Origin of the sequence: Agreia sp. Leaf210, assembly GCF_001421485.1 — a bacterium.
Lineage (GTDB): Bacteria > Actinomycetota > Actinomycetes > Actinomycetales > Microbacteriaceae > Agreia.
Map to the genome: position 1 here is coordinate 1,181,876 of NZ_LMKK01000001.1, position 13,200 is coordinate 1,195,075.

The window sequence follows — 13,200 nt, forward strand, 5'->3', positions numbered from 1 at the left end:
TTGTTACGGCAACTAGCAGCAATTCGTGCAGGTTATGGCAGAAAGCGGCCGAGCGATTGTGCCCTGATGCCTCCATCTGTGAACGGTCGCCGCGACGCAATGGAGGTATTCGTGCACAAAAGGTCTCTCGGAGCAGCCCGGCGTAAAATTGCCGGGTGGCAGTCTCGAAGGTCCTTCTCTATTACGCGTTCACCCCGCTCGCCGACCCCGACGCCATTCGCCTGTGGCAGCGAGACCTCTGCGAGTCGCTCGGTCTGCGTGGCCGCATCCTGATTTCGAAGGACGGCATCAACGGAACGGTCGGCGGAGAGCTCGGGGCTGTCAAGAAGTACCTGCGCAAAACCCGCGACTACCCGGCATTCAAGCATCTCGACGTCAAGTGGAGCGAGGGATCCGGCCTCGATTCTTCACAGAGTTATCCACAGGCTCCGCACGGAGTCAGTGTCGACTTCCCGAAACTCGTCGTGAAGGTGCGCGACGAGATCGTGAGTTTCGGCGCTCCGGCAGAATTACGCGTCGATGAGGCCGGCGTTCGCGGCGGCGGAACGAAGTTGACGCCCGCCGAGCTGCACGAACTCGTCGAAGAAAAGGCGAAAACGGGCGACGACGTGGTCTTCTTCGACGGCCGCAACTCGTTCGAGGCCGAAATCGGCAGATTCGAAGGCGCGATCGTGCCGGATGTGTCGAACACGCGCGAATTTGCGGCCGTTCTCGACTCCGGCGCGTACGACCATCTCAAGGGAAAGCCAGTAGTTACCTACTGCACAGGCGGAATCCGGTGCGAAGTCCTCTCGAGTCTGATGACGTCGAGGGGCTTCGGAGAGGTGTACCAACTCGACGGCGGAATCGCGCGCTACGGCGAGGCTTTCGGCGATTCGGGCCTGTGGAACGGCTCTCTCTACGTCTTCGACAACCGCGTCTCCATCGACTTCACGCCCGACGCCGCTGTGATCGGAGAATGTCATCGCTGCGGCGCATCCACGAAGCGCATGCAGAACTGCGCCGAGGTCTCCTGCCGAACCCAACTCGTCATCTGCGACGCCTGTGCCGAGGAACAGCCGCCCGCCTGCGCCGAACACGCGAGCATCGTAGCCGGATAGTTTCCACAGACTTATCCACAGGCCGATCGGCCTAGGCTCAGCTCATGAACACCAAAGACAAGGCTCATCAGCTTCTTCACCTCCACGAGCAGCGCGCCATCCTGCAGGTCGTCAATGTCTGGGACGTCGCGAGCGCCCGTGTGGTCGCCGATCTTCCGGGTACGACCGCCCTGGCCACGGCCAGCCACAGCATCGCCGCGACCTTCGGCTACGACGATGGCGAGAACATCCCGCTCGAACTCATGCTCGACATGTGCGGGCGCATCGCGAGTGCGACCGACCTGCCCGTCTCGGCCGACCTCGAGGCCGGATACGGCGACCCGGGCGAGACCGTGCGCCGGGCCATCGGAGTCGGAATCGTGGGCGCGAACCTCGAAGACCAGATGAAGCCGCTGATCGAGTCGGTCGAGAACGTGGCCGAGGTCACGAAGGCCGCCGAGCACGAAGAGGTGGGCTTCGTTCTCAACGCCCGCACCGACGCGTTCATCAAGGCCGGCGACCGGCCCCTCGACGACGTGATCGCCGATGCCATCGAACGCGGCCGCGCCTACCTCGACGCGGGCGCCGCGTGCATCTTCGTGCCCGGGCTGCTCAGCGAGCAGACCGTGATCCGTCTCGTCGAGGGAATCGGCGAGCACCGCGTCAGCGTCATCAATGTTCCCGGCTCACTCACGCCGGCGCGGCTCGAGCAGCTGGGCGTCGCGCGCATCTCGTACGGACCATGGACGCAGCGCGTCGCACTCACCGCGCTGCAGGCATCCGCCCGCGAGCTGCTGGCCGGCGGCCACCTGCCCGAGGGCACTCAGCCGCTCAACTGACCAGCGGTCAGAACGCGCTGCTCGGCAGGTCACGGGCGCCGGATGCGATGGCCTCGACGATCACGTCGGCCACGTGATCGGCGTCGTGACCCGCCGGGAATGCCGGCGGGGTTCCGGCGATCGCCCGAGTCACGAGGCCGGTCTCGGTGTGGCCGGGTCGCGCGTCGAGCATACGGATGCCGGCCCGTCGGTTCTCTCGAGCAGCGGCCACCATAAAAGCAGCGAGGGCCGCTTTCGATGCCGAGTAGGCGGCGAGTCCTGCGGTTGGAGCCTCGGCCACGATGCCGCTGATCGTCACGACGACGGGTGCGCGCTTGGCCTCTGCGCTGCGCGCCAGGGCGGGTAACGCGGCGCCGATCAGCTCGATCGGAGACGCGGCATTGACCGAGAACAGCTCGGCGACAGTGCCTGATTCGAGTTCTGCTGCCGGACCGAACGCCACGACCCCACTCGCCACGATGACTGCGTCGATGCCGCCCAGGCGACGCTCGGCCTCGGCCACAACGGCCGCCGAGTCGCTGCGCAGATCCGCTGCGATCGTTTCGGCGGCGATGTCGAGAGAGTCGAGCCTGCCGGCGTCACGGGCGCTGAGCGCGAGAACGGCGCCCGCATCCGAGAGGCGCTGTGAGATCCGCGACCCGAGACCTCCGGTCGCCCCGACCACGAGAATGCGTAATCCGCTGAGTTCTGTCATGCGCCCACGCTAGGCGCGACCGCAGTTACGGGCTGAGACATTGACAGATCGGTATCGAGGGCGGATATGGCGGAAAGCTCGCGCCCACGGCCGTGTCCGATTTCCGCTAGCCGCCCGCATCCGGATGCGGCAGGGTTGAGTCATGGATTTCGGCGAGCGGTACCGCGTGATCGAATCGCGCGACGCGCGCTTCGACGGTCGTTTCGTGACCGCCGTGCGCTCCACCGGCATCTACTGTCGGCCGAGCTGCCCGGCGCGCACCCCGAAGCAGGCGAACGTCACCTTCTACCCGACGAGCGCGGCCGCCCATCTGGCCGGATACCGTGCGTGCAAGCGCTGCCTGCCGGAGGCCACGCCCGGCAGCCCCGAGTGGAACCTCCGCGAGGATGTCGCCGCGCGGGCCATGCGACTCATCGCCGACGGCGTGGTCGAGCGCGACGGGGTCGACGGCCTGTCTCGACGAATCGGTTACTCCGCGCGGCAGCTGAACCGCATTCTTATGGCCGAGCTCGGAGCCGGACCCATCGCTCTGGCCCGCGCCCATCGCGCCCAGAACGCCCGCACTCTCATCACGGCAACGACCATGCCGATGGCCGACGTGGCGTTCGCGGCCGGGTTCACCAGCATCCGCCAGTTCAACGACACGGTCGCCGAGGTGTTCGATCTCACGCCGTCCGCGCTGCGGTCTCGATCTCGCACGACCTCGACATCCGGTGCGCCGGATGTCGCCGGTTCGATCCGTCTCGCCTTGCCCTACCGGGAGCCGCTCGACGTCGACGGTCTCTTCGGCTGGTTCCCGCCCCGGGCGGTGCCCGGGGTCGAGACGGTGGGTCCACGCCGCTACGCCCGCACCGTTCGACTTCCGCACGGCGCGGCCGACGTCGATCTAAGCGCACCACAGCACGCCGGAGCCCGCCCCCGCATCGATGCGATCGCCCGGTTCGAGAATCTCGCGGATCTACCGGCCCTGCTCAGCAGAGTGCGTCGGCTGCTCGACCTCGATGCGGATCCGCAGGCCGTCGACGCCGTCCTCTCCCGAGACGCGCGCCTCTCAGCCGAGGTCGCGCGCGTGCCCGGCATCCGGGTTCCCGGTGCTCTCGACGCGGGCGAGATGCTGATCCGGGCGCTTCTCGGCCAGCAGGTCACGGTCTCGTCGGCACGCACCCAGCTGGCGCGACTGGTCGACGCCCTCGGAGAAGAGGTGCCGCCCTCGATCGCACCCGCGAGTGCCAGCCCCGGCGATACCGACCTCGATGGGGTTGAGGCTCGCAGCCGCCTCTTTCCCACGGCGGCCGCGATCGCGGAACACGCGCACGAGATCCTCCGCGGCCCCGCAGCCCGAACCGACACGGTGCGCCGCGTCGCCGAGGCGCTGGCCGACGGGTCGCTCGCCATAGATGTCTCCGACACCCGCGACGACGTGACGGCCCGGCTCACCGCGATCAGGGGCATCGGCCCGTGGACGGCCGACTACGTGGTCATGCGCGCGCTCGGCCACCCCGATGTGTTCGTGCGCGGCGACGTGGCGATTCGGTCGGGCGCACGATCATTGGGCCTTGCCGACAGCGCTGCGGCGCTCGCCACCGAGGCCGCCGCCTTCGCCCCCTGGCGCAGCTACCTCTCTATGCACCTCTGGCGGGCGGCCGCACCGGCACCCGCTTCCGCTCACCACCCGCCTCCCTCTCCGAAGGAACACGCATGACCGCGACAGCCCTCCTCCACACCATCGACACGCCAGACGGGCCGTTCACGATCCTCGAAGACGACGAGGGCCGAGTGCTGTCGTCGGGGTGGACGGGGTCTTTCGACGAGGTGGTGGCTCGGCTGGCTCCTCGCAACCAGCCCGTAGCGCTGGCAGGACAGTCGCAGAATACGCAGGCCGTCGACGCGTTCTATTCGGGCGACATCCACGCCATCGACGACGTGCCCGTGCTGCAGTTCGGCACACCCCTGCAGACCGTCTCGTGGGCCGAGCTGCGGCTCATCGATCCCGGTAAGCCCATCACCTACACGGAGCTCGCCGCCCGAAGCGGCAATGCCCGCGCGGTGCGCGCGGCCGCGAGCGCGTGCGCCCGCAACGCTCCGGCACTCTTCGTGCCGTGCCACCGCGTCGTCAACACAGCCGGCGGACTGGCCGGTTTCGCCTGGGGCGTTCCCGTCAAGCGTTCTCTGCTGGCCCGGGAGGCCGCCGCGGCAAACGCCGGGTAGCTGCAGGCATCCGGGGCCGAGGCCGCTAGGCCGCTCGTGATGAGCGGCGCAGAAGCCGCCGGCTGCGGCGCGCGTCGCGTCGCCCGTTCGAATTGCTCGTCGTGAAGTCGCGCGCATCCGAGTCGGAGAGGGCGACCAGCACGAGGATGTCGAGCGAGAGACCGAGCAGCCCTCCGTTCTCAAGCGTGAACGACGTGCCGTCGGCGAAGAAGTCGGCGGCCGACCCCAGCACCAGGATCGTGGCAAGGATCATCGCCACGAACCGCGCCCGGTTGCTGCCCATGAAGATGAGCCGTGCCACCACCAGGTCGATGACCACGGCGATGCCGAAGAAGACCATCAGCACCACGAAGACGATGCTCGAGATCTCGGCTGCATCGGCACCCGTGCCCACGTCGAGCGCGATGTCGACCTTCTTCCAATCGAAGGCGATGTTCACCGCCGTCACGATCGTGGTGACGGTTCGCAGCAGAATCAGCAGCACGCCGAGGTAGATCGAAATGGGCCGCCTCACGACGTCGACCCCGCTCCCGACCCCGACGCCGCGCCCGACACCACGGGCACCTGCCTCAGGTCGATCTGCGGAAGGTCGCCGTCGGTCGCAATGGCGTCGCCGCCGCCGTTCACGGCGTGATACCCGGTCGAGAAATTGCGGATGACGGACACGACCGCGGCCGGATTGGCCGCCGTGACCGTCGACACGATGTGGTCGCGTTCCACATCGGTATCAGCGTCGATCTTGTGCGTCACCTGCAACGTGAACAGCGACAGCCCGACGCTGCGATCGTAAGTGCCGGCCGCGAGCCACTGGGTCGGGATCCCACCGGGCAGCAGCCACCCGTCAGGCGCTCGCCAGAACCGCACGTGATGTCTCTGCGCCGGGTTGCCGGCGACCTCCTGCTGGTAGGTGAAGTCCTGGATGGTGCCGAAGAGATAGAGCGGGCTCACGGGCGCGTCGGAGTAGCTGCGGCGCATGATCGTCGACATCACGATGCGCCAGGCCGAGGTCAGGCTCACCTCGTCGGCTCGAGTCCACCCGGCTGCGGCCATGGCGGCGTGCACCTGCTCTGCGCTGCCGAAGAGCGACAGATTCACCGGATCGCCGAGCAGACCCTCTCGGGTGCGGGCGCGACCGATGAAGTAGTCGGGCACGTAGATCACGGTGAGCAGCGTGTGGATGCGCGGCAACAGCAGGTAGGCCAGCACGACCCAGAAGATCAGGATGAACCAGAGGTTCTGCCACCCGCGCGTGAACGACTCGGTGACGAGCAGGTAGCCGAGCCACGCCGTGGCTATCGTGCCGAACACGAAGAACGCCCGGTCGAAGAGCCGCACGATTCCGAGGCGCTGGCGCGCGGCATCCGGATTCGCGTCGCGCTCGTCTGCCTCGAGTTCGTCGAGCGGCGCCGACATGACTAGGCCGACGCAGCCGCGACGGGAACGGCGGTCGGCGGCAGCTGCAGCAGCGCGCCCCGGGTGCGGCAGGTCGCGGCAGCCACGGCCATCGCCCGCTCGAGAACCAATTGCCACTCGTCGCCGATCTGTGGCAGTTCGCCCGCTCGACGAGCCTCGACAAGGCTGGCCGCGACGCTCGCCAGCGTCGCATCGCCTGCGCCCATCGTGTCGACCACGGGCTCGGACATCAGGGTGATCGGCTGATGCACGAGAACGCCGGATGCCGTCGCGATGGATGCGCCCTCGCGGCCGGCCGTCGACAGCACGGTCTGCGAGCCGGTCGAGGTGAGGCCCTCTGTGAGCATGAGCAGCGACGCGTTGTAGAGCAGCGCGGCGTCTTCGTCGCCGACCTTCACGAGAAGCGCGGTGGCCGCGACGCGCTCGAAGTTGGTGACGAAGTCGTGTACCGAGTGCAGCATGCCCTCGCGAGGGTTCGGGTCGATCAGCAGTCGGTTCTGCGGATCAGACACCGCGTCCTCGAGCAGCGCGACCTGTTCGGCCGAGTCGAAGCGCAGGCAGCTGACCACCACGAAGGGGGCCTCGTCGACAGCGCGTCGCACTCGCTCGTCGAACTCGATGAAGCGCTCGACCGAGGCCTCGTTGAAGCTGTAGCGCGGCTCGCCGTCGGTGCGATCGGAGATCGCGCGGGCCGTGCCGCGAGCGCTGGGAGTCGCGATGAGGTCGACACCGTACTCGGCGAGAAACTCTCGGATCTTGTCGCCGTCGGAGTCGTCGCCGACCATGGCCACGAGGGTGGTCTCGACGCCCAGGCGAGCGAGGCCTACGGCCACGTTGAGCGCAGCCCCGCCCACGAAATCCTCAGACCCCTCCGGAGTGCGGAACTCGTCTATCAATGCGTCGCCGATCACGACGACGGAACCCGTCGCATCCACCATTGCGCGCACCCTCACGTTCGACAAGCCTCAGGATGCACACTCTATTACTGGTGACTTCCCACGCGCACCCGAATAGGGTGGTGTGGATGCCTCGACTACTCGCCCCTGACACCCGCCGCGAAGTCCGACCATGACCGCGGGCGTGACCATCGAGTTCTCCGGCCTCACGAAGACCTTCGGGGCGGTCAAGGCGGTCTCCGATCTGTCGTTCACCGTCGAGCCCGGCCGGGTCACCGGTTTTCTGGGGCCCAACGGCGCCGGCAAGACCACGACGCTGCGTATGCTCCTGGGCCTCGTGCGGCCGACATCCGGCACCGCGACCTTCGGCGGAACCGCCTATCGCGACCTGCCCACCCCGCTCGCGACCGTCGGTTCGGCGCTCGAAGCCGCCAGCTTCCACCCGGGTCGCAGCGCCGCCAACCACCTGCTCACCTACACCCAGGCCGCGGGGCTCGACCGCGAGCGCGTGCAGCTCGTTCTGCACCGCGTAGGTCTCGGCGCCTACGGCGATCGACGGGTCGGCGGGTATTCGCTCGGCATGCGTCAGCGCCTGGGTCTCGCCTACGCGCTGCTCGGAGATCCGCGAGTGCTGGTGCTCGATGAGCCCATCAACGGGCTCGACCCCGAGGGCATCAAGTGGATCCGGCTGCTGCTGCGCGAGCTCGCCGACGAGGGGCGCACCGTGCTCATCTCGTCGCACCTGCTCAGCGAGGTGCAGCAGAGCGTCGACGAGGTCGTCATCGTGTCGCACGGCAAGCTCATCCACCGCGGTTCGCTGGCCAGTCTCGACCAGAGCGAACAGAAGCAGGTGATCGTGGATGCGACGGATCGCGCCGCTCTGGCCGCAGCGCTCGAGGCGGCCGGCTACACGGTGAGCCCCCTGCGTGGCGGCGTGCTCGTCGAGAACGCCGAGGCCGCAGACGTGGGGCGTATCGCCTTCGCCGCGGCGATACCCGTCACCGCACTGTCGCAGAAACGCGTGGGCCTCGAAGAGAGCTTTTTGCACCTCGTCGGAGAGGAGGGAGCGCTGTGAGCCGGTTCGGCGGAGCCCTCCGCTCGGAGGTCACCAAGATCACGTCCACCCGCATGTGGTGGATCCTCGCGATCATCATGGTCGCCTACGTCGCCGTGTGCGCCGGCGGAGCGGGGGCTCTCTTCGGCGCACTCGGTGGTTCCACGAACGGTCCCTCCATCTCGGGTGAGAGCCTGGCTCCCCTGATCTACAGCTTCGGGCCGACCCTCGGCTACGTCTTCGCGGTGCTGCTCGGCGCCCTGGCCACGACGAACGAGTTCCGTCACCAGACGTTGACTCCGACGTTCTTGGCGACGCCTCGGCGCGGTCGAGTACTCGTGGCGAAGCTGGCCGCGCTCACCGGGGCGGGCGCCGTCTACGGAGTGCTGGCCATGGTCGCGGCGGTCGGCGCGGGCGCGGGTCTGCTCCTCGCATTCGGTATCGATCCGCAGCTGGGCGACCCCGCAACCTGGGCGCTCGTCGGGCGGTCGATTCTGGCCATGGCCCTGTGGTCGGCCATCGGCGTCGGTCTCGGAGTGCTGGTGCCGAGTCAGGTCGCCGCGATCGTCATCGTGCTGGCCTTCACGCAGTTCGTCGAGCCCATTCTGCGGCTCGCCTCATCGATCGCGGAGTGGACGGCGCAGATCGGCCAGTTCCTTCCTGGCGCGGCGAGCGACGCGTTGGTCGGGGCGAGCTTCTTCACCCTTGCCGGGGGCGCCGGAGGACCCAGCCTCGAGTGGTGGCAGGGCGGCCTCGTGCTGCTCGGCATCGCCGTCGTCGTAAGCCTTCTGGGCTGGTTCACGAGCTGGCGCCGCGACGTCACCTGACGACGGCACAACGCACTCGTCGGGCACGCCAGGCTGCTTGCGGCCACCGCCGAGCAAGCGCAGGATGGATGGACGACGAAAGGAGTTCTTCATGAGCAGCCTGCCTGATCCCCTGCTTGAGCCCGCCCGCGACCCCGACGCAGAGCGCGAGGTCGACCTCGAGGTCGATGAGCTCGACGTGCCGAACACGATCGACCCCGACGAGCGCGTCGAACTCGACGACGACGACCCCGAAGTACTCGAGGGCGACGGTCCGCACGCCTGAATCGAGACGGGGGGGCAGAAACGTGTGCCGACCGTCAGGAATGATTTCGTCACACTGACGTGTTTGCCAGAGAGGCGCTCTAGCCTCGACAGACACCTCATCGAACGAAAGAAGCATCGTCGTGCAGCTTTTCTCCCCCGTCTCGCTCGGCTCTCTCAATCTCGACAACCGTGTGGTGATGGCACCGCTCACTCGTCTCAGAGCTGAAGAACACGGCGTTCCCGGCGAGCTCATCGCCTTGCACTACGCGCAGCGTGCCACCGCCGGACTCGTCACAACCGAGGGAACCTTCACCTCGGCCGGCGCCCAGGCCTACGCCGGCCAGCCCGGCATCGAGACCGAGGAACAGGCCGAAGGGTGGGGCCGCGTCGCCGCCGCCGTGCACGACGAAGACGGCCTGATCGTGATGCAGCTGATGCACGCGGGTCGGGTCACTCATCCGCTGATCAACAGCGGGCTCACGATCTACGCCCCGAGCGCGACCGCCATCGAGGGCGAGGTGCGCACTCCCGACGGAGCGTTCCCCTACCCCGTTCCGACCGCCGCCACCGAAGACGACATCGTGCGCATCATCGAGGAGCACGTCACCGCGGCCCGCCGCGCGGTCGAGGCCGGATTCGACGGCGTCGAGGTGCACTCGGCCAACGGATACCTGCTGCACCAGTTCCTGTCGCCCACAAGCAACACGAGAACGGATGGCTACGGCGGCTCCCCCGAGAAGCGCGCCCGTTTCGGCGCCGAGGTCATCACGGCCGTGGCCCGGGAGATCGGGGCCGACCGAGTCGGCGTGCGCATCTCACCCGAGCGCAACATCCAGGACGTCTTCGAGAAGGACGCCGACGAGACCCGCCTCACCTACGAGACGCTGGTCGACGCGATCGCACCGCTCGGCCTGGCGTACCTCAGCGTGCTGCACCCCGAGCCCGGCTCCGAGCTGGTTCAGGACCTTCGCCGTCGCTTCGGAGGCGCGATCATTCTGAACAACGGCTTCACGACGCCGACCACCCGCGAGGAGGCACGCAGCCTGGTCAACGACGGACTCGCCGACGCGGTGGTCGTGGGCCGCGCGCTTCTCGCGAACCCCGACCTGGTGCGCCGCTGGCGCGAAGACGCCGAGCTCAACGAGCCCGACGCGAAGACGTTCTACGGGGCCGGAGCCACGGGATACACGGACTACCCGACGCTGTAGCCACATTTCTGCGCTGGTCGAGTAGACGCTCGACGCAGGAGCCGTCGTATCGAGACCACTCTTGAGGGTCTCGATACGGCCGCGAGCGGCCTACTCGACCAGCGACATAATCAGTCGGTGGCGATCTCCTTGGCCGGGTCTTCGATAGCCGGCGGCAGCCGCAGCGCCCGCAGCAGCTCGAGCGCGTGCGTCGTGGTGATGATCACGCGCATGAACTCCGACCCGTCGCCATCGATGTCGATGACCACCGAGGTGCGCGTGCCCTTGATGAGCAGGAAGTCCTTGCCGTCGTGCACCTTCCAGGTGCCGATGGCCAGTGTCAGCGGAACCGCCGAGCCGGGCGCCCTGATTCCGCGCACCCACACCCACGGGTCTTCGGTGATGACGGCGGAGCGGATGCGGTCGAGCGGGATATCGATATTCGTGCGGCGCAGCGAGAGGATCTTCTCTGCGCGGGTCAGGCGTATCTCGAGTCGATCGGTGTGCACGAACAGAACAGCCATACGTCTATCCTGCCCGCCGTAGCTGGCGATATGCGCAATTCGGCCGTCGCTGCTCGTCACGATCTGACTACGACCGGCGATCGGCCGGAGCCTCAGCCGATCGCGACCACGCTCACCGCGATCACGGGCAGCGCCGACGACGGAGTGCCCTCGGGCGCCTGCTGCAGCAGATGCTGCAGCACGGCGGCGTGCACGCGTTCGCACACGGCTCGCGACGCGTCGGCATCGGCGATGCCGATCCGGATGCGCACGGTCGGTTCGACGAGTTGGGCCGCGACGCCGCGGGCCAGGTCAGCCACCGGCGTGGGTAGGCCGAGGATCTCGGGCAGCTGCGGGTAGACGCTCGTGACCCCGGGAACGGCCCGCACGACATCGTCGATGCTCGAGGCCGAAGCGTTCGTCTCGTGGATCACAGCACGTCTCCCTCGTTCGAAGCCGAACCGTGCTCTTGCCCGTCCGGCACATCGGACTCGCTCACCTGCGCGAAGTACACATCGTGCACCGTGATGTCGATGCTCGCGATCGTGAGCTCGGTGTGCTTGAGCAATGCGGAGTAGATGGCCTCCCGCGCACGGTCGACGGTCTCGACGATGCGCTCGCCCCAGAAGACGGATGCGTCGATCGAGACGGTGATCGGCGTTCCGGGCACGGTGACGTCGCCGTCGAGACGGCAGCGACCGATGATGAGTCCACCGGAGCGGTCGCCGGCGGCGCGGATCAGCCCGCGCACCGCGCCCTCGGTCACCGACAGGCTCGCTCGCGGCGAGGGCGGCAACAGCGGGATGTCGCGCCCCGCCCGCGCCTCTCGGCCGATGCTCTCGAGGATGCCCCCCAACCAGTCGTCGTTGCGCGGGGCCTCAGCCGCGGCATCCACCTCGACGAGCGACTTCGAGATCTGGCGCAATCGCTCGAGGGAGCTCAGGGCGATGCGACACCCGGCAGACCCTTCGATCGACGGGTCGAGCGGGGTGCGTCCGCGGTCTAGGTAGTCGCTGAGTTCGTCGATCGTGTGGCCGTCGAGATCGTCATTCTCATCGCGAGCATCATGTGCGTCGTTGTCGAGATCGGTCATCGCCAGGCCTCCATTTCAGTCATGAGATTGCGTCGAGCGCGCGAGAGCAGCCCGCGCACTGTGCTGGCGGGAATGCCCATCTGCTCGGCGATCTCGTCGTAGCTGTGTTCGCCCACCTCGCGCAGCACCCAGCAGCGCTGCTGATCGAGGGGCAGGGTGGCCAGCGCCCGAGACACCGCCTCGTGCAGCGAGGCCGCCTCGCTGATGGCGTGAGGCGAGAGCCTGTCGGGCTGGGCCGCATCGACGTCGTCGACGTCGAGGTGGTTCTTGCGTGCGCGAATGCGGTCGATGCTCTTGTGGCTGGCTATGCGCATGAGCCAGCTCTTCACCACGGCGCCGTCGTTGAGCGACGGCAGATCTCGCCAGGCCGTGATCAGGGTCTCTTGGACGACATCGTCGACCTCGTCGCTCGAGCCCAGGATGCGGCGGGCATAGGCGCGCAACAACGGGCCGTAGCGGCGGGCCAACACCTCGAAAGCGCGAGTGTCGCCGTCTGCGGAGCGGCCCGCGAGGATGCGATCGTCGGCGTCTTCGAGGGAGAAGCGATAGGGAACTGCGCTCACCGACCCCCCTGTTCCTTCGACTTCGAAAAAAGTTCTGCCTGATCTGTGACGATCTTGCTACTGGATACGACCTACCAGTGAACTATTCCACACCGAGAAGGAGAAACCTCATGGCCAGCACGAGCACCTCGAACGTGGCGACCCCCGCGAGCGTCAGCACTCCGACCAACCTGCAGACCGCCCTCGGCAAGACGGTGATCAACGACGGCGTCGTCGCCAAGGTCGCCGGCATCGCGGCCCGCGAGGTCTCCGGCGTCTTCGCTCTCGGAGGCGGAGCAGCGCGCGCCCTCGGTGCGATCCGCGGCGCGATGAACAGCACCGATCTCTCGCAGGGAATCAGCGTCGAGGTCGGCGAGACCCAGGTCGCGGTCGACGTGACGATCGTGGCCGAGTACCCCGCGCCGCTGCAGCAGGTGGCCGACGGCGTTCGCGCATCCATCATCTCTGCGGTCGAGGCCCTCGTCGGCATGGAGGTCACCGAGGTCAACGTGACCATCGTCGACGTGCACATCGCCTCCGACGACGACAACGAGCCTGAGGCCGAAGCGCGGGTGCTGTAACCCGCGAGCGCGTGCGGCGCAGATTCTGACGCGGTGGT

The 13,200-nt window shown here is 67.7% G+C and carries 17 protein-coding genes; 9 read left to right on the top strand and 8 right to left on the bottom strand.

Translation table 11 applies throughout. The features are described from left to right. Positions 1–155 precede the first annotated feature (155 nt). Both trhO and ASE64_RS05665 read left to right on the top strand, forming a co-directional pair. Positions 156–1,100: an oxygen-dependent tRNA uridine(34) hydroxylase TrhO gene (trhO, locus tag ASE64_RS05660; protein ID WP_055776975.1), complete on the top strand. Its 945-nt coding sequence runs from the start codon at positions 156–158 to the stop codon at positions 1,098–1,100. Positions 1,101–1,144: 44 nt separating this feature from the next. Continuing rightward, a complete protein-coding gene (locus ASE64_RS05665; RefSeq protein ID WP_055776978.1) occupies positions 1,145–1,918 on the top strand; it encodes an isocitrate lyase/PEP mutase family protein in 774 nt (257 codons plus the stop codon). A gap of 7 nt (positions 1,919–1,925) precedes the next feature. On the opposite strand, the gene ASE64_RS05670 is transcribed toward ASE64_RS05665, so the two are convergent. Next, entirely contained in the window at positions 1,926–2,612 is a 687-nt protein-coding gene (locus tag ASE64_RS05670) for an SDR family NAD(P)-dependent oxidoreductase (RefSeq protein ID WP_055776981.1), read from the bottom strand. A 142-nt stretch (positions 2,613–2,754) separates the two neighbouring features. Here ASE64_RS05670 and ASE64_RS05675 point away from each other — a divergent pair, with 142 nt between their 5' ends. After that, positions 2,755–4,314, top strand: a complete 1,560-nt coding sequence (locus ASE64_RS05675) for a DNA-3-methyladenine glycosylase 2 family protein (RefSeq protein ID WP_055776984.1) — start codon at positions 2,755–2,757, stop codon at positions 4,312–4,314. Beyond that, positions 4,311–4,820, top strand: a complete 510-nt coding sequence (locus ASE64_RS05680; protein ID WP_055776989.1) for a methylated-DNA--[protein]-cysteine S-methyltransferase — start codon at positions 4,311–4,313, stop codon at positions 4,818–4,820. The genes ASE64_RS05675 and ASE64_RS05680 overlap by 4 nt, the downstream gene beginning before the upstream one ends. 25 nt (positions 4,821–4,845) lie before the next feature. Here ASE64_RS05680 and ASE64_RS05685 read toward each other — a convergent pair whose 3' ends face one another. From ASE64_RS05685 to ASE64_RS05695, 3 genes are read right to left on the bottom strand one after another with little or no spacing between them, the layout of a single operon-like run. Continuing rightward, complete coding sequence (locus ASE64_RS05685) at positions 4,846–5,334, bottom strand: hypothetical protein (protein WP_055776991.1); 489 nt, start codon at positions 5,332–5,334, stop codon at positions 4,846–4,848. After that, the gene (locus ASE64_RS05690; protein WP_082465915.1) at positions 5,331–6,233 is read right to left on the bottom strand and encodes an LssY C-terminal domain-containing protein; all 903 of its coding nucleotides are present in this window, start codon (positions 6,231–6,233) and stop codon (positions 5,331–5,333) included. The genes ASE64_RS05685 and ASE64_RS05690 overlap by 4 nt, the downstream gene beginning before the upstream one ends. Before the next feature lie 2 nt (positions 6,234–6,235). Then, a complete protein-coding gene (locus ASE64_RS05695; RefSeq protein WP_268750562.1) occupies positions 6,236–7,186 on the bottom strand; it encodes a PfkB family carbohydrate kinase in 951 nt (316 codons plus the stop codon). Between the two features lie 115 nt (positions 7,187–7,301). Between ASE64_RS05695 and ASE64_RS05700 the strand changes: the two genes are divergently transcribed. From ASE64_RS05700 to ASE64_RS05715, 4 genes are all read left to right on the top strand, one after another. Next, complete coding sequence (locus ASE64_RS05700; protein ID WP_055776997.1) at positions 7,302–8,204, top strand: ATP-binding cassette domain-containing protein; 903 nt, start codon at positions 7,302–7,304, stop codon at positions 8,202–8,204. Then, positions 8,201–9,010 (top strand): ABC transporter permease, encoded by an 810-nt coding sequence (locus ASE64_RS05705; RefSeq protein WP_235480504.1) that lies wholly within the window; start codon positions 8,201–8,203, stop codon positions 9,008–9,010. Before ASE64_RS05700 ends, ASE64_RS05705 begins: the two co-directional genes overlap by 4 nt. A gap of 91 nt (positions 9,011–9,101) precedes the next feature. Then, positions 9,102–9,275, top strand: coding sequence for a hypothetical protein (locus tag ASE64_RS05710; protein ID WP_156351654.1), 174 nt, complete (start codon positions 9,102–9,104; stop codon positions 9,273–9,275). 121 nt (positions 9,276–9,396) lie between these two features. Continuing rightward, on the top strand, positions 9,397–10,464 hold the full coding sequence (locus tag ASE64_RS05715; RefSeq protein WP_082465916.1) for an alkene reductase: 1,068 nt from the start codon (positions 9,397–9,399) through the stop codon (positions 10,462–10,464). 110 nt (positions 10,465–10,574) lie between these two features. On the opposite strand, the gene ASE64_RS05720 is transcribed toward ASE64_RS05715, so the two are convergent. The 4 genes from ASE64_RS05720 to ASE64_RS05735 all read right to left on the bottom strand — a co-directional run bounded on the left by ASE64_RS05720 (position 10,575) and on the right by ASE64_RS05735 (position 12,602). Continuing rightward, a complete protein-coding gene (locus tag ASE64_RS05720; protein ID WP_055777003.1) occupies positions 10,575–10,967 on the bottom strand; it encodes a hypothetical protein in 393 nt (130 codons plus the stop codon). 92 nt (positions 10,968–11,059) lie between these two features. Next, entirely contained in the window at positions 11,060–11,380 is a 321-nt protein-coding gene (locus tag ASE64_RS05725) for a hypothetical protein (RefSeq protein ID WP_055777008.1), read from the bottom strand. After that, the gene (locus tag ASE64_RS05730) at positions 11,377–12,039 is read right to left on the bottom strand and encodes an Asp23/Gls24 family envelope stress response protein (protein WP_055777011.1); all 663 of its coding nucleotides are present in this window, start codon (positions 12,037–12,039) and stop codon (positions 11,377–11,379) included. Before ASE64_RS05730 ends, ASE64_RS05725 begins: the two co-directional genes overlap by 4 nt. Beyond that, positions 12,036–12,602 carry an RNA polymerase sigma factor gene (locus tag ASE64_RS05735; RefSeq protein WP_055777013.1) on the bottom strand — a complete coding sequence of 189 codons (567 nt, stop codon included), beginning with the start codon at positions 12,600–12,602 and terminating at the stop codon, positions 12,036–12,038. Before ASE64_RS05735 ends, ASE64_RS05730 begins: the two co-directional genes overlap by 4 nt. 110 nt (positions 12,603–12,712) lie before the next feature. On the opposite strand from ASE64_RS05735, the gene ASE64_RS05740 reads away from it, so the two are divergent. Further along, positions 12,713–13,162, top strand: coding sequence for an Asp23/Gls24 family envelope stress response protein (locus ASE64_RS05740; protein WP_055777016.1), 450 nt, complete (start codon positions 12,713–12,715; stop codon positions 13,160–13,162). The last annotated feature ends 38 nt before the right edge of the window (positions 13,163–13,200 follow it).